Annotated in this window: 17 protein-coding genes; all 17 read right to left on the minus strand. The window is 67.5% G+C overall.

What is annotated here, in order from left to right; genetic code table 11:
- Window positions 1-20: 20 nt before the first annotated feature.
- Window positions 21-1271: a hypothetical protein gene (locus OH799_RS12010; protein WP_406279369.1), complete on the minus strand. Its 1251-nt coding sequence runs from the start codon at window positions 1269-1271 to the stop codon at window positions 21-23.
- Window positions 1272-1549: 278 nt separating this feature from the next.
- Window positions 1550-2527: a hypothetical protein gene (locus OH799_RS12015; RefSeq protein WP_406279372.1), complete on the minus strand. Its 978-nt coding sequence runs from the start codon at window positions 2525-2527 to the stop codon at window positions 1550-1552.
- The gene (locus OH799_RS12020) at window positions 2524-3120 is read right to left on the minus strand and encodes a hypothetical protein (protein ID WP_406279375.1); all 597 of its coding nucleotides are present in this window, start codon (window positions 3118-3120) and stop codon (window positions 2524-2526) included. The genes OH799_RS12015 and OH799_RS12020 overlap by 4 nt, the downstream gene beginning before the upstream one ends.
- A 490-nt stretch (window positions 3121-3610) precedes the next feature.
- Window positions 3611-4615, minus strand: coding sequence for a hypothetical protein (locus tag OH799_RS12025; RefSeq protein WP_406279378.1), 1005 nt, complete (start codon window positions 4613-4615; stop codon window positions 3611-3613).
- Window positions 4612-5151 (minus strand): hypothetical protein, encoded by a 540-nt coding sequence (locus tag OH799_RS12030; protein WP_406279381.1) that lies wholly within the window; start codon window positions 5149-5151, stop codon window positions 4612-4614. Before OH799_RS12030 ends, OH799_RS12025 begins: the two co-directional genes overlap by 4 nt.
- Window positions 5148-5816 carry a hypothetical protein gene (locus tag OH799_RS12035; protein WP_406279384.1) on the minus strand — a complete coding sequence of 223 codons (669 nt, stop codon included), beginning with the start codon at window positions 5814-5816 and terminating at the stop codon, window positions 5148-5150. Before OH799_RS12035 ends, OH799_RS12030 begins: the two co-directional genes overlap by 4 nt.
- The gene (locus OH799_RS12040) at window positions 5813-6940 is read right to left on the minus strand and encodes a C40 family peptidase (RefSeq protein ID WP_406279387.1); all 1128 of its coding nucleotides are present in this window, start codon (window positions 6938-6940) and stop codon (window positions 5813-5815) included. The genes OH799_RS12035 and OH799_RS12040 overlap by 4 nt, the downstream gene beginning before the upstream one ends.
- Before the next feature lie 6 nt (window positions 6941-6946).
- Window positions 6947-8599: a hypothetical protein gene (locus tag OH799_RS12045; protein ID WP_406279390.1), complete on the minus strand. Its 1653-nt coding sequence runs from the start codon at window positions 8597-8599 to the stop codon at window positions 6947-6949.
- Between the two features lie 53 nt (window positions 8600-8652).
- A complete protein-coding gene (locus tag OH799_RS12050) occupies window positions 8653-10125 on the minus strand; it encodes an SCO6880 family protein (protein ID WP_406279393.1) in 1473 nt (490 codons plus the stop codon).
- Window positions 10122-11582 carry a hypothetical protein gene (locus OH799_RS12055; RefSeq protein WP_406279396.1) on the minus strand — a complete coding sequence of 487 codons (1461 nt, stop codon included), beginning with the start codon at window positions 11580-11582 and terminating at the stop codon, window positions 10122-10124. Before OH799_RS12055 ends, OH799_RS12050 begins: the two co-directional genes overlap by 4 nt.
- Window positions 11579-12385, minus strand: coding sequence for a hypothetical protein (locus tag OH799_RS12060; protein WP_406279398.1), 807 nt, complete (start codon window positions 12383-12385; stop codon window positions 11579-11581). Before OH799_RS12060 ends, OH799_RS12055 begins: the two co-directional genes overlap by 4 nt.
- A gap of 13 nt (window positions 12386-12398) precedes the next feature.
- Window positions 12399-13037, minus strand: a complete 639-nt coding sequence (locus OH799_RS12065; protein WP_406279401.1) for a hypothetical protein — start codon at window positions 13035-13037, stop codon at window positions 12399-12401.
- A gap of 21 nt (window positions 13038-13058) precedes the next feature.
- Entirely contained in the window at window positions 13059-13292 is a 234-nt protein-coding gene (locus OH799_RS12070; RefSeq protein WP_406279404.1) for a hypothetical protein, read from the minus strand.
- Complete coding sequence (locus OH799_RS12075) at window positions 13289-14296, minus strand: alpha/beta fold hydrolase (RefSeq protein WP_406279407.1); 1008 nt, start codon at window positions 14294-14296, stop codon at window positions 13289-13291. Before OH799_RS12075 ends, OH799_RS12070 begins: the two co-directional genes overlap by 4 nt.
- Window positions 14297-14299: 3 nt before the next feature.
- Complete coding sequence (locus OH799_RS12080; RefSeq protein ID WP_406279410.1) at window positions 14300-14596, minus strand: hypothetical protein; 297 nt, start codon at window positions 14594-14596, stop codon at window positions 14300-14302.
- The gene (locus OH799_RS12085; RefSeq protein ID WP_406279413.1) at window positions 14593-15252 is read right to left on the minus strand and encodes a hypothetical protein; all 660 of its coding nucleotides are present in this window, start codon (window positions 15250-15252) and stop codon (window positions 14593-14595) included. The genes OH799_RS12080 and OH799_RS12085 overlap by 4 nt, the downstream gene beginning before the upstream one ends.
- A gap of 3 nt (window positions 15253-15255) precedes the next feature.
- Entirely contained in the window at window positions 15256-15969 is a 714-nt protein-coding gene (locus tag OH799_RS12090) for a hypothetical protein (RefSeq protein WP_406279416.1), read from the minus strand.
- Between the last annotated feature and the right edge of the window lie 7 nt (window positions 15970-15976).

Genomic DNA, 15976 nt, shown 5'->3' on the forward strand with positions numbered 1-15976 from the left:
GGGTTGGGCAGAATGGGTTTTCACATCGACACATCGGCATCGACGACGAGGTCGCGCGGGCCCGTTGCGGGTTTGTCCGCGATGCCGTCGGCGGGGCGCCAGTCAGCGAACTCAACCTCAGGCAGGGCAGCGTCGATGGCGTCGCAAATATCCGCGCCACCCCGGTCCGGACTCGGATACGGTTCGGCCGGGTCGCGAGAAGCCGACGGCGGGCCAAGCCCTGCCTGCGAGGTAGGCGCAGGCCCGGAGTGGCGCAGATCCTCCACGACCTCTCGCAAGGTGTCGGCTTCCGCTGCGGCGCGGTCGCGCTCCTCGACCAACCGTGCGATGCGGCCCAGCCGAGGATCGCCGGGCTGTTCGTGCCAGTAGGTGCCGTCACGTCCGGTGCGATAGACAGTCTCGATATCGGGCGCAGGAACACCTGCTTCAGTCGCATCGATCCGGGCAGCGCGGGCGACGTCGAGCAGCGATTCCAGGCGGACGAGCTGGGCCTGATCCTGCTCGGGCGAGCCGTCCCACTGGTCGGCCAACCGGGCGTGCTCAGCGGTCACATCTTGGAGCTGCCGCAGCGCCGCGATCTGGCGTGCTTCCTGGCCGGCTTCCGCGCTGTAGGTGTAGGCCACCGACGCCGAGCGCACACGCTCGGGTAGCAGATCGGCGTGCTCGTCTGCGCCGGTGTCGAGGTCGCCATGTTCGTGCTCGGCCGCCAGCAACCGATCGGTTTCGGCAATGATCGCATCGACCTCCGCGGCACTGGCCAATTCCGGGCCGCGACCGCCAAGGGCGCGGTCCAGCAGACTGGACCGGTCCGCTTCCGGTCCGACGGCACGGTCGGGTGGGCGCCAGCGGGCGGCGTCTTGCGTCGAGCCGGTGATGGTGGTTTCGATGTGGCCGGTGACTTCGGCAGCTTGGCGCAGGTTGCGCCACACCACCGCATCGACGCCGACGGCTCCGTCGGCTTTGGCTTGGGCGATGCGGTCGTAGGCGGCTCGGGTTGATTCCGGGCGAAGCTCCCACCCAGAGACCGCGGCCTGTAGTTGCTCCCACAGTCTGCGGTGCTCGGAAGATTCGTGGCGGCCCCATCGTGCTGCCAGTGCATCGGCCTGAGCGGTGAATTCCTGATTCTGTTCGGGTGTTTCGGCGAACGGCACGAACAGCCGCAGCTGGTAGTAGCGCGTGAAGTCGGCCCGTAGTTGGGCTTCGATGCTGTCGGCGGCGTCGTGGTAGTAGGTGGGATCGGTGGTTCCGGTTCGCGGTTCGGGCCAGCTCATTGATCAGCCCACCGATCGCAATCGCGGCGGCGGCACGGTTGGCGGCGTTGCAGGGAAACGGAATCGGATGTGGGGTTGGACATCGTCGACCTCCGGTGAGGGAAGGCGTGTGCGCCGTGAACCGTCGTGATGACAGCGCGGCGGTGTTCGGATGTCCCCTGGCAGGGCGGTTTCGGCGTCCCGGTCAGTACCCGTGACCAGTGCGTCGACGTAGGCGTGTGCTGTGAGTGCGTGTGGTGGGATCAGTAGTCGGTGGCTGTTCCTTGCGCGAAGTGCGGCTAGTACGGGTCGGTGCCCAGATCGATCGGGTGGTGCAGGTTGGTGAGCTGTTCGGCATGGTCGGGCTCGCTGTCCCAGGTGTGCCCGCCTGCGGGCAGAGCGGCGTCGACGGCTTCGGTGATGGCGGTGGGATCGGCGACGCGATCGAGTTCGCCATCGCGGCCGAGCGCGGCGTCGACGAATTCCGCGCGCAGCGATGCGGTGGCAGCGTTGATCAGGTGTTGCGGTGTCGGTGGAGTGACCTTGGCGCCAGCGGTGAGGGTGCCGGTATCGGGGTCGGTGGGAATGTAGGGCGGGACCGCAAGGTCGCCGCGGGCGGTCGCGTAGGAATTCCATTCGTTGACCAGCGTCAGTTCGTCGTAGGTTTCGAGATGGACCGCCTGCTGTCGCCGGCTACCTTCGGCATCCAGACCCCAGAGCAGGTCGGCTTCGGTGGCGGTGATCTCCGCGGCGTGCACGAGAGCCGTGACGCGCTCGTGGTACAGCTGCATGTTCTGCGTGAACTGCGCTACCGCTTGGGGATTGGTGCCGAAGCTCCACCGTCCCGTGGCGATACGGTCCGCGCGGGCAGCCGACAGGCCGGCCATCCGTTCCAGATGCCACAGGTCCAGCGACAGCATGTCGACGTAGAAGTCCTGAGCGGCGTTGTCGCGAGACGGATTCTGCCGCACCCCTGCATCGACGCGCGGGCGGGTGCTGCGGCTGCCGAGCTCACGGGCATCCTCGATCCAGGCCGCCTCGATACCGGCGGTCAGCGCGGTCTGTTCGGCCTGCTCCCGCTGGGCCTCCAACCCATCCAAATGCGCTTGCCACACCTGCTGTGGATCGCCATCTGCGGCGAGGGCCTCGAAGTTCTCCCACCCGGCGTCCAGAATGCGCGCGTGTTCGGCGGCCAGCAACCGGATGCGCAACAGCAGCTGAGCTTGCCATTGGACCACCGTCTGCGGCGGCGAGAATTCGGATTCGGGAGTCGTCATCGCCTTCCTCGCCCCAACAGCTCGTACCCGGCCGACGAGCCAGGTTGGGGCGGGCGGACATCGGAGGCGATGACCGGTTCGCTGTCCCAAACCGGGCCCAGGTCGTGAGGCGGCGCAATCCCGATCGCCTCGCCGATGACCTGGTCGGCTTTTGTCTCACCGCGCCCGGCAGCGATGACAGCGTCGGTGGCACGTTCGATGAGCACATACGGCGTCGGCGGCGCCACACCCGGTTCGTCCGGGTTCACGCGGCCCGCGGCGAGGCTGTCGATGCAGAGTCGAACTTCGTGCTCGATGCCACGCCAGGCGTACGCACGCCACCGCTCCTGCAATCCGGCGTCGTCATAGGTGGCAATGGTCAGCCGCTGCCAGCCCTCACGATCACATCCCCACAGCTGAGCGCGTTCCTCGGACGACAGGCCGATCACGTGCGCGGTGTCGCGGGCCCAGTTCCGCAACGCGGCCATGTTGCGGCCGAACTGCTCGACCTCCTCGGCTTCGGAGCGGTGGCGAATTCGACTCGGCGCTCGGCCGAATCGCCGTTCGGCGTTGATCGCGGCCGTATGCTCGAGCTGCCAGACCTCAGCGGCCACCCCTTCAACCATGTGTGCGCGAACCGGGTCCTGGCCATGGCGCATGATGTGTGAGAAGTGCACGCTGTCGGCCCACCGCAACCGCGCTGCCCGGCCGCCCGCGTGTGGGGGATCGCCGAGGCGGGCACACCGATTGCGGCGGCATGGGTTTCGATTTCTGTGCGGTCGGCTACGAGGCCACGCGGGTGAGTGCACCGGGTCTGCATCGGGATCTCTCCGCTGCCGTGATGTGGCTCGTAAGTGGGGTAGCCCTGCAGCAAGACGCGGAAGTGGTCGGCGGAGGTGTTTTGGATGCGTTCCAGCAGCCGCAGCTTCCAACTGGGCAGTCCCTCCAACTCCGATGAAGGTTGACTCATGGCTTGCGCCTCTCTCGTGAAAATGGTTAGCGTTCTGTCGCTTTCGGATCCCGGACGCCACCTGCGCCTGTGTCGGAGCGGTCACCGGCTCCCGCCATCACGCGGCCGCACCCTGGTTGAGGTTCGTTCGCTGGTCATGGCTCGATTCCCGGATCAGGTACTGGTGGCACCGGCACCGAGGGCGGGCCGGGATCCACGGCAAAATCCATCGCCTCCGTGAGGCCGTCGCCGCTGAGTCCAGCGGCATCGACCACTTCCCCGATCGCTGCCCCCTCGTCAGGTTCGGCGTCCGCCTCCTCGGAAAAATCAGCGAACTCATGAGCGAGATGGGTAGCGAAACTGAGCTCCTCGGTGAGACCGACGATGTCCTCCATCGCCACCGACGACCTGGCCTGCTCCCCCACCCCCGCATCAAGGTCATCGAAGTCACCGAAGTCTCCGACCACGGTGGCGTCGAGGACCTCCGTGTAGTCGGTGCCGGTGTCCTCAACGAACCGCTCGGCATAGGCGTCGACGTCGCGGTCGTGCTGCTCGGACAAGCCCTCCGACCCCTTAGCAGCAGCGAAGGCAGCTGCTGAAGCCATCGTTTCGCCGGATTCGCCGTGCACGGTCAGGGTGTCACTGAAACCCGCTGCGCGGCGGCGGATGTCGATGAGCAGCTTCTTGTATTCGACGTCGAGTTCGTGCAACTCAACCGCGCGGGCCTCCCGGTTGGTGTAACCGTCGACCTGCAATTTGTGGATTTTGATCGTGTGTTTCCGCTCGAGCTTGCCTGCCTTGTCTCGGCGGTCCAGGTCGGCATCGGCACGTTCCATCTGCCGGTTCTTCTGCTGCTGCTCTAGCTCGTGCAGTTCGCCGCCGCGCTCGATGCGGGAGCGAACTTCGTCGACCTTGGCGGTGTTGAGTTCCCGCACTTGGCCTGCTGATTCCACCGCGTCGATCACGCGGAGCCGGTGTTCGATGAACGAGCGGCGCTCCTTGCCTGCCGCATGACGCATCCGCTGCTCGGACTCCGCCTTCGACCGCGCTTCCCCGCCGCGTCCCCGCATCAGCGCCGCGGTGGTGTGCGAGGTTTGCAGCGCTTGGACGAAACCGTTGCGCATAGCCTGGCTGCTCTCTTCGACCGGATCGCCACTCACGGGAGAACCTCCATTCCGGACAGCAACCACGCCGAGGCGGCGGTGGTGCGGGTGGCGCGGGCGTACACGGTCCACATGATCGGGGGCTGGTTACCGGGTTCCAGGCCGACGGCTACGACGCGGCTCGCGGTAGTGGCGGTGTCGGTGGGGTGGTCATCGCTGGTCACGCGGGCGGAAGCGGCGATGGAGACGGCGTCGCTGCGCCACTGCTGCCATTGGTCGGCACTAACCGGCGCCCACACCAGGGCTGCGGACTCGGCGCGGTCGGCGAATCGTGGATCCATCAACGAGCGCGCGGCCCGGAACGCCACGCGCTGGTCGGCATGCTCGCTCGGCCGATAACTGAACACGGTGGTCACCGCTGCAGTCATCACTGCTTCGACCGAACACGGAGCTACCTCGCCGAAGGGAAGTGCGAAACTCGATGCCCGGCAGCGTTGTTCATCAGCGGACGATTGTTGGTGCGTGATCGCGGCGCATCCTGCGGTCACGGCGGCGATAGCGATAACGGCGGTCAGGAATGTCGCCGGTGTCATGGCGACTCCTGGTGTGGGTGCAGTAGTCCGCCGAGGTCAGTGGTGTACCAGTCGACGGCGTCGCCGCGGCGGCATTGTTCGGCGGCCGGGTTGTGCACCGAATCGGTCACCACATCCAGGACCAACGCGGCGGTGACTGCGGCGCGGTGCAGGCTCTGGATGTCGACGCCGCAGCTACGTGCCAGGATCAAGTGCAGGGTGGCCGCTTCAGCACCCCATTGGGCGCAGGCATGTCCAGCGAGCCAGATAGCTTGTCGCGCTGAGGCTTCCGCAGCTGACGCCCCGCTAGCGATGACGGTGTCGCGGGGAAACAGGTCGTGCCAGATGACCCGTCCGTCGGCACAGCAGATGGTGAACGTCGTCACAGTGGCGGCCGACCACAGCCTCAGCTGTGGCCCCCGCGCCGCCATCGCCACCAACTGTTGGTGCGCGGTATGGCGGGCGGCCTCGATTTGCCGCAGGCCCTCGTAGTCGATCCCCGCTTCGACCAGCAGCGCGGTCAGATATCGCTCGAAGGTGGAAGCGTCGGTGAACCCGTGCTCGGTGGCGACACGATCGAACTGGCGGGTGCTGGTGAACCCGTGCAACTCGGCGGCGCGGACGCGGACGACCATCTCCGGCGTGACACCGGGTTGCGGGTCCGCGGCGGTGGGTGTGGTTTTCATGCTCGACCTCCCGGGGTTGGGGTGAAGGGGCTGGTGTAGCGGCGCACGTCCATGCGTTCGCCCTCCCACGCGCTCAGCGGGGTGAGGGTGGCGGTCTGGCCAGTTTGCGGTGCATGCAGCAGCAGGTCGCTGCCTTGGAAGTCGCGGCCGTAGTAGATGCCGACATGGTGGGAATCGGTGTCGCCCGGGGCGGTGAAGAAGATCAGGTCCCCGGGTGCCCGCTGGGCGAACGGGACCAGTTGCGCGGTCGGATGGTCTTGTTGGGCTTGGGTATAGTGCGGCAACCGGATCCGCCCGCCTGAAGCGTGATAGATCGCGTAGAGCGTCAGGCCCGAGCAGTCGAACCCACCGCCGGTGGGGCCGTTGGTGTCGCCGCCGCCCCACACGTACGGGGTGCCGATCCACCGGGCGGCGTGCTCGATCACCGCGCGCCCGAACGCACTCGCTTCCGCGGGCAACAGCGTCCCGGATCCGGTCCTCCCGCACCCGACCGCCGGTGATCCGGCCGACACGCGGGGTATTGAGGAGATGTCGATGTCGGCGAACAACGCATACAACTGCCGCGCCAACTCCAGTTGCGCTCCATAGGCGTTCGGTGCCGAGCGCTCGATAGCTTGAGCGAGCTCGGCTGGCGACATCTGCTGCGCTGCGCCACCGAGCTGTTGAGCGTGATCGTAGAACCAGTTGATCTGGTAGATCGGGTCCATCAAGGTGGCGATGCCGAACGATCCCCAGACGCTGGCACGCATCTGGTGCGGGCCAACCGAGTCGTGGTCGTAGCCGAGTCCGTCGTTGCTGTAGTTCAGCGATTGCGGCACCGACGGGTTGGCCAGGTTTCGGAAGGTTGATTCGGTGGCTTGGGCAGCCAACTCGGCGATGATCACCGACTCCCGCATCCGGCGTTGTTTGCCGATCGCGACCCCGTTGCGCGCCAACTGCAACTGCCGCTCCGACAGCCCCGCCACCGATTGCCCGGTCGAGCCACCCATCCCGGCTGCACCGCCCGCTGAGAGCGGGCTGGTACAGGTCAGTGCCGGGTCGGCACCAATGATCATCAGCAGCAAGATCAGCGCCACCGGAAGGCCGAGCGCGGTCGCCCCCACTGCCCGCGAGGAAGTGTCCATCGATCATCACCTGCTGGCTTCCCCTGCTGCGGGCAGGTTGTCGAAACGCCGATTGGTGTTGTGGATATCGGCGGTACGTTCGGTGGGGGTGAACACCAGCCGGAACGGGATGCCTGGTTCGTTGGCTTCGCCGGTCTTGAGTAGGAAGCAGCCTGTGCCGGGTGGGGTTTCGCGATGGGAGAGGACGAGGTCGTCGTCGCTGGGTGGTCGCGGCGCGGCCCAGGAGGTAACGAGGAGCTTCTCGGTGTCGGTGATGCCGACCGCATTGCGGATACGGTTGATCTCCTCCGGCCCGACCGGCCCGATCAACTTGGCGCGCGCCCGCTCGAAGAACCCGAGGGCTTTGGCTTGAGCGGCGGGTGAATCGAAGCTGGCGAGGTCTTTGATGGTGTGGCTGCACATGATCAGCCCGGTGCCCAGGACGCGATTCAATCGGGTCAGCGCGTCGACGCGGTCGACCATGAACTCCCCCACGCCGAGCACACGCCAGATCTCATCCATAACGACCTCGAACGTGCGCGGCGGCGCGAGCCCCGCGTCAGCGAGCGCATGCGCAGCGGCGACCGCGCCGAACCCCTCGCTCCAGCAGACCATCAGAACAGCCGCCAAAAGTTTGGTGTCGCCTTCGGGGATGCGGGAGACGTCCACACACACCGCCGGGCTGGCCAGGTCGAGGCAGGTGGTGGTCGGCCCGTTGAAAATCGCCCCGAACGGGCCTTCGACCAGCGCGCGCAGGGAGCGGCGCAGGGTTTTGGTGCTGGCTCGGTAGGTGGCTTCGTCGTCTTCCTCGGCGAACTGGCGCAGTTGTTCGCCGCCGCCGGAGATGACGTCCAGCAGGTTCGACATCAGCGGTGGATTTTCGTAGCTGAATCCGCCAGCGGGGCTGTAGAGCTCACGCAGCCCCGCGCCGAGGAGGACTTCTTCGTAGTCGGCCACCCGCGACCCGCGCACCAACTCGATCAGGCCGGCGACGATGTTGACCTGACCGGCCTCCACCCGGGCGGTGACCTGGCGTCGCTGATCTGAGTCGGCAAGCCGCTCGACGACCGCGCCGAGCGCACCGACGTCGAGCGGGTTGATCGTGCCGTGCCCGTACCCGACGTCGACCACCTGCCCACCCAACCGTTCCACAAGGTCGCGGTAGTCGGGTTTGGTGTCGCCCATGCACAGCACGGTTTCCCCGGCCGCGGCCGCGCCGGTCACCATGCGCCGGATCAGTGATGATTTACCGAACCCGTTGAGGGCCAGCACGAAAGCAATTGGTGCGGTGATGAAGCCGCGCAGGAACCACGACATGGGATCGAAATGCACAGGTGCGCTGGTGATGTAGTGCGCGCCGACCGGTGTGCCGACCGTGGGGGCGCTGGCCCCGACGGTGAACGGCCACAGGCCCGCGACTTGCACGGTGGTCGCCCGCCATTCGGGCGTACTGGGCACGACTGCGGCGCGGCCGCCGCCGAGCCCGCGGTATCCGCGGTCGGTCAGCTGCGCTGGCGATCGGTCGAAGCCATCGCGTCCAGAGTCCTCCGCACGTCGCGCGGCGGTGGCTCGGCGATGATCATCGCTCGATATCGCCAACCGTGCCCGCCAACCACGCAGACCGGGCTTGGCGGCGGCCGCCTCGATCGCGGCACGCGCCTGCGTCGTGAGCACCCGCACACCCGCGACCGTTTCAGTGCGCGCGCGCCGAGAAGTCTTCGTGCGGCGGGCGTTCACGCTGAGACCCGCTTGGAGATGGAGGTGTGTTCGGGCAGGATCAACCCGATCCCGAGGCTGGCGGCGAACGCGGCGGCTTGAGTGCCGTAGCAGCGGCGCACTCCCAGCCGGGAGGCGGCGGCCATCCCTTTCACTGACGCTTCGATTCCCGGGAGGTCCCCATCGAGGTGATCGGTGACAGTGATCAGCGCCCCGAACCGGGTCAGGCCCGCGCCGCGTGCCTGTTCTTCGCGGGTGGCTTGGGTGTTGCCGACCCGGATCCGCGCCGAGGCGGTGGCGATGCCGCGTTCGGTTTGCTCGGCTGCGACGGCGTCGCGGAAGTCGGAGTCGACCAGGGTGGTGGCCTCAGCGGCAGAATGCAGCCGGTAGACAATCGCCACGCGCTTGCGCGGGACGTCCGCCCGGGGCCGCAGCAGCTCCTCGAGGACGGTTTCCATGACCGCGCCGCGCGGTGCGGCGTCCATTTCCCAGGTGATCGAGCGGGCGCCGTCGTGGACGTAGTGATCCCACCGGTCCTGATGCGCCAGCGGACCCACCGAGTCCCACGACTGCGTGCGGGTGACCTCCGCCCCGGCGGCTTCGACATCGCGCTGGGCGGCGAGGTCGTAGCGGGTACGCACCAAACCGAGGACTTCCCACGCTTGCAGTGGCGTCGCCGGTAGGCCTGCGCGGGCGAGCTGGGAGAGGACTCCTTGCAGGCGTTGACCGATCTCGCGGGCCTGCTCGGCCTCGTCGCGGCGGATGCGGCCCTTCCCAATCGCGCGGTAGGTGATGGCGATGCGCGCTTCGATCCGCACCCCGACCCCGCCGACATCGGCGGCAGCTTCCCGCATCACCGCCTGGGCATACACCGGGGCGTCGGGGCGGACCAAGCGGGAGACCTCACGGGCTTGCTTGAGGCGGGTTTCGACAACGTTCTCGAGCACCGCGGTCACCGCGACAACTTCCCCGCCGCGGCTCTGGGTCGCTAGGAACTGGCCGTATCCCTCGACCCAGGCGTCGATCTGGGCTTGATCGACCAGCTCTTTACCGCGCGGCACCACTCGCAGGACCACGGTGTAGTGGTCGCTGCGACGGATGTGGATCATCGCGAACCGTTTACCGCCTGCCGTCTCGTACTCCGACAGCCGCGAGTCCGCCAGCAGGCCGGGCAGTTTCGCGACGCCGGGAATCTTGGAGAACCGGCCAGCGTGGTAGACGTGCTCACCGCGGGCGCGGGCGGCGGCGAACTGAACCCGCAACAAGGCGATCTCCCAGCCGGTGCGGCCGTTGCGTGTGATCGCCAACGGCGTGAACACCAGCGCGGCGGCCACGATCAGGCCCGCGGCGACCGATAGCGATCGGGTGATCATGAACCCCACCATCACGGTGATGATCAGGCCAAGCCCGAGCATCGACACACCCCAGGTCAGACCGAAGAACCCGGCGGAGCGGGGGCGTTCCCATCGGCCGTACATGCGGGCGGTCATCGCCGAACCTCCCCTGGCCCCAACGCATCTGGATCAAGTCCGCCAGCGGTCGCATCCCGAGTCTGGTTGTCGATCGCCGAAGCTCCCTGTTGTGCCATGTCTTTGGCCATCTGCGCACCCATCACGACCGCACCGGCGATACCGGCGCCGGCAGCACCGGCCGTCTCGCCCCCGCCGCTTCCCGCGCCGGACGCACTCGATGGCTTCGCCGCTCCGACCCCGGTCTGCCGTGCGCCGCCGCTGCCGCCACTGGCAGACCCCGCCGACCCACCACCGCCGGTCCCGGAGCTACCCGCCCCTGAACTGGAGCTACCGCTGTCTCCGCCACCGGGCATCGGACGGCCACCACCGCCACCACCGGGCGAGCCGCCTAGTGGAGGCGGGGCATTGGGCGATCCGCCAGGGGCGTTCTCACCTTCGCTGACCTTGCGTGCTCCCGAGCGGTCGCCCGCGGCCGCCATCGCGACACCGGCGCCCCCACCGGCCAGCACGGCTGCGGCACCGCCACCACCACCGAGGGTTGCCACGGCGGGTGCGACCAACCGGATCAGCGCGGGCAGGACCACCACGCTCATCACCAGCAGGATCAACCCGAGCAACACCAACTGCGGATCCCGTTGCTCCTCGCGCCCAATCACAGTGAACGCAATCGCGTAAACGAGAGCGCCGACTGGCTTGAACAGCACGAACGCCAACGACCAACTCAACAGCTTCTTGTAGGCTTGCGAGCCTGGCCCAGTACCGGAGGCTGCGGCGGCCAAGGGGATCACGGCCACGACAAGGATCAGCAGGGCTTGGCGGACGACAAGCATCACTAGTTGAATCAAGGTGCTGACCAAGCCGAGCAGACACACCAGCAAGAGCAGCCCGGTCCCGAGCCCGGAGCGGGTGTTAGCGTCGAACCCGGTCAGGCGGTCTACGACGCCGTCCAAGTCGCCGCGGCTCGCGTCGAAGAGAACCCAGTTGGCGAAGCTATCTCCGGCGCGTGTTCCGGCGGTAATCACCGCAGCGAACGCCATCGACGCAAACACCGCCCGAGCCAACATCAGAACGCTCTCCTGTGCCTCGCCCGCGACCCCGCCCCGTTTGGCCAGCGCGAGCCGGGCCGCGGCGAACATGATCCCGGTCGTCAGTAACAGCACCTGTAGCCCGCTGCTGTAGTCGCGAATCGCCGACAGCGCTGTGCCAGGCTCGCCTCCCACGCCCGTGAGTTGTGGTGAGGGAATTGTGGTCCACCAGGTCATAGCGATCCGTAGAACTTTGGTGAAACCTTCGAGGAGGATGTCGGCGAAGTCATCGAGTGCAGAGCTCGCCGCCTTGGTTGCGGCCTGCCCGAGTTGTTCACATGCCTGTTGGGGGCCTAACGGCATGTCGCAGACATTGGGGATGGGCGGCAGCTGCGTCCGCCATGTCGTCATCGCGGCGACCGGTGCACCGGCGAGGGCAGTATCGGTCACGAAATGCCCTTCCATACTCCGAAACCCGCTAAGGACGAGGCGGAAGTGCCTGGTCCCCAAAGTGTTTCGACGTTATCTGGTGCTCGCACGCGCCAATCCCCGTCGATCCAGGCCATCGGCCAGGCCGAGATCGTGTAGCCGATGTTGTCGTGGGCGGCGAATTGAACGACCGCGAGGTCGTCTCGGTAGCCAGGCTGGATCCGGATGCCGTCGGGGACCACGACGTAGCGGGCGGCGTCACGGGTGCGCTTGCGGGAACGGCTGAACCGATCGAGCAGCGCTTGGACGCCGCCGTAGTAGCGTTCGCGCACCACCTCCTGCCACACGCCCTCGGGGGCGGCCAGCGCGCGGGCGAGCGCGTCGGCGGCGGCAAGCGCGGCGCCTTGCGGAGTGTGGGCAAATCCGGTCGCGATGCCGTAGTGGATACGCGCCGGTCCGTCGCTGCCCGATACCGGTAGTGCGGCACCGCCCCAGCCGCGCTGCCACTGCATCCATGCGGGTGGGGTGATCAGGTAATCCGGGCCAGTGGGCTCGGGCCGCGCGCTCGGGTCTTGTGGAAGGGCGACACCGGATTCGTCGTGTGGCACTTCCAGGCGGTTGCCGAACAGATCGGTGGTCGGCGGCAGCGGCACGGTGGTCGGCGGAAGGTCAGGGAACGTTCGCTCGGTCGGCGCAATGGTGCTGCCGGGATCGGCGGGGATATCGCGGGGGCTGTCGTCGTTGGTGAGGGTCAACACGAATGCGGTGCTCACGATGGCGGTGATGCTGGCGAGCAGGATGATCAGCAGGCGATGGGATCTCATGCGTTGGGGCTCCTCAGCGAGGCGTGAGCGCGACCATGTCGACCGGTGGCATGGCAACGGCGGCGACGGGGGCGGCGGTTGTGTTGTCGGGTAGCCGCAGGCGCCAGTCGTCGCCTTGCCAGGTGACGTGGGTGCTGTTGCGGGTGACGGAGTTATCGGGGTGGATGGTGTAGATGTCGACATCGGTGGCGTCGGGGGTGTAGCGGGCTATCACGTAGCCGAGGACTTTGGGTGCGCCGCTGGCGATCGGGGTGGTGATCGAAATCTGCGCTCGGGCGGTAGCCCAGCTGTCGCGGCCCTGCCCCGGGGCGAGCATGCGCTGCCCGACCGTGGGCCATTGGTTGTCGGTCGCGATCGATATCCGCACGGTCGCGTGGATCGCGGTCAGCGCGGCACCTGCCGGTGACCGTGCGAATCCGCTGGCTACCGGTCCATCGGTGTGGCGTGGGCCTTGGTCGGCGACCGGGAGGTCGACGCCTTGGAAGGTCTGCCAACGCAATCCTGTGGGTACGGTGACGGTCGCGGTTGCGCTCGGCTGTGCGGATTCGCTGGTGTCCTCGTCGCTGCAGGCGAGCAGGCCGGCCGCAGCAACCGGTCCGGTGAATGCGAGTACGGCCATTACGCCGATTCGGTGTTTGCGAGAGGGATTCACGGCTGGGTCTCCTCGGGAGGGTCAGGTGGGAGGCAGGACGGCGATGGCGATCGTGCTGGCCGAGCCGAGCAGGGCTGCGCCTGCGAGTGCGCCGAGGAGTCCTTCGACGCTTTCTTCGCGGTACATGCGGATCGCTAGTAGTCCGCCGACCCACACCGCGCGGGCGATGCACAGAAGCAGCACGAACCAGGCCAGGTAGCCCAGGAGTTGTGTGAGTGGTGAGAGCACCTGCGCGGGAAGCGGTTTGGTGATCACAGCTGGCCACCGTTCTGTTGTTGGGTGCGGTAGGCGACCTCGAGTGCGGCCAGGATCGGCTCAGATGCCTTGGCGGCCTCGATATAGGGCAGGGAGTGTCCAGCGCCGGGGACGCTGTCGTAGTCGCCCCAGATGCGTTCGGCCAGGTGCTGGGATCTGCTCGGTGCGACGACGGGGTCGAGCTGGCCGGTCATCACCCAGGTCGGGATGCTGCGCATGATGCTGGCCGTTTCGCCGGTCAGGGCTGCGCTGCCGTACGCGGCGAGGGCGGCCAGCATGGCGTCGAGGTTGTCGCTGCGCGTCTGGTGGCGGACGGTGTTGAACAGGCTCCGGCGTGGGAAGCCATAGCGGGCCGGCGGCTCGTACAGGTAAGTGGTCAGTTCCTCGACGAGCTGCCGCCCCGGGTCCCGGGAGCGCCGTCCAGCGGCGGGCACATCGGACACTGGGAGCCATGGGAATTCGGGGCAGGCGTTGAACAGCACGATGCCGGTCAAGGCGCGGGCACGGCGTGGGTACTGCTTGACCCATGCCCCCACCAGCAGCGATGCCACCGAGTGCGCTACCAAGACGACCGCGCCGTAGGCGCGCGCCATGACTGCGTCCAGGTCATCGACAAGCATCGGCAACGTGGTTCGGACTCCGGCTTCGGAATTCCCCGGTATGCCGTGCCCGCGCTGGTCGTAAACGATCTGGGCGATTCCACCGTCGAGGTGTTGGTGCAGGCGCCCAGTCAGTGGCGTCCAGTACGCGGAGTCGGTCAGCATGCCGTGGACGTAGACCACGCTGGCCGGAGGCAAGGCCGGGCCGAGGCGTGCGGCCGAGAGCCGGATCCCGTCCGGGGCGCGGACGGTGAACGGGCTCAGGCCGGGTTGGCTGATCGTGCGGTGTTGACGCGCAGCGATCTGTGCGGAAAGAAATCCGCTGGCGGCGCTCCAGGTACCAGGTGCGTCAGGCGCGCCGTGTGTGGTTGTGCAGGGTTGCGGATGAATTCGGAAGTGGCGCATGGGTTATGCGCCTCCGGTGACGACGGCGTTCATGATCGCTCCAGCGCTGGTGGCGATGATGCCGCCGACCAGGGCGCCGAGGATGATCTTCGGTGATTCGACCGCGCCGCCATGGAATCTCTCCCAGCCGAATTTCCCGCCGGCGTAGACCAGCGAGGCGATCCCGGCGAGCATGACGATCCAGGACAAGTAGTTGACGAGATTGACCAGCTTCTCCGCGCCCGGCGGTGAGGTCGGGGTGATCTGAATTTGTTGGGCGAGCACGGTGACCGCCTCGCCGACCGCGTAAGCGGTGATCATGGCGTTTGCTCCGAATCATGTTGTGCCGCAGCCCCGCTACGGGAGGCTGCGAGGTGGGTGATGATCTGGGTTCCCGCGCGGTGCACGTCGAGGGGGACCGCCTCACCTAGCCGGGATCTGCGCCGCGGCGGCGGGTCGAACGGCACATATTGGGCGAGCTCGGTGAGTTCACAGACGACGAGTTCGTCGTGCCAGCCGACGTCGTAGACGTGGTCGACCAACTCGGCGATGACAGCGCGATATCGGCGCAGCGCTGCGGGAACCTTCCCCGGGCGCGCCGCCGTCAGCACCAACCCGATCACCCGCACGCCGTCCGGTGCCAGTCCGGCGTGCCATTCGCGCAGCCGATCGGCCGCGGCGGTCAGACCGGGCATACAGAGCCGGGCGGCGACGATAACCCGTTGGGTACTGCGGGGTGAGGCCGGCCAGGCCAGACCGGCGTCAGCGGCCGGGGCCCACCACCGCGCCAGTGTCGAGGTCCCGGCACCGCCGTGCGCGCCGAGCACGGCGAACAGCGGGGGATACGCACCGGTGGTCGGCAGCGGTGTCTCCCGCACCGGCGCCAACCGTTCCGGTGCGGGCACAGTGACAGTGCCAGGGTCGAGACGGTACCCGAGGTCGCGGTGGTCTTGGTGCAGGTGCAGCGGTGCGGCCATCGCTCAGCCCCGCTTCTGAATGTTGGTAATAACGACATTGCCGAGGTCGTGGCGGATGTTGATCAATTGGAGGTAGTCGATGCGCTGCCCACCGGGGTGCCGCTCGACCAGGTGCACCTCCGCGGCGCCCTCGGCGATCGGGGTGATCGCGACACAATGCGTGGTTCCGGTCGGGCTGGAGGCGATGCCCGCCGACAACGCCTCGAGATTGAGACCTGCTTCAGGGGCGACCAGCCGCAGCGCGGCCTCGCCGCTGCGCTGCACGTAGTAGGCGTGCTCGAACGCCGCGATTACCCCGACCAGGCTGTGGGTGTCGCCTGCGGTGTCGGTGACGGTCTGCCCCGACAGCCCGGCGCACGCGCCTCGCGACGATGGCGTGATTGTCTGTGGGCTCGCGGTCAGGGTCGGGATCGGCGTGGCCGTATCCGGGCGGTCGGTAACCGAGCTGATTCCCGCTCCGATGACCACGGCGGCCACCCCGAGGCCGGCAGCAAGCCCGACCCATACGCGCCGAGGCACCCGAGTGTGCCCCGATCTTGTGGTGGGCTGCGGTGTCGGGGGCGGTTGCAGGTTGATCCACTGCCATCCGATACCGCCGTCGATATCTCGATCATCGGTTACGGGCGAGACAGGTTGCCGGACAACCATTTCGGCTGGATGCAACCAGCCCGATCCGTGCTCACCGCTGGTGTCAGGTTTGGTTCGGGTGTTCGGCATATCGGGT

The organism is Nocardia sp. NBC_00881 (assembly GCF_045207455.1).
Taxonomy (GTDB): Bacteria; Actinomycetota; Actinomycetes; order Mycobacteriales; family Mycobacteriaceae; genus Nocardia.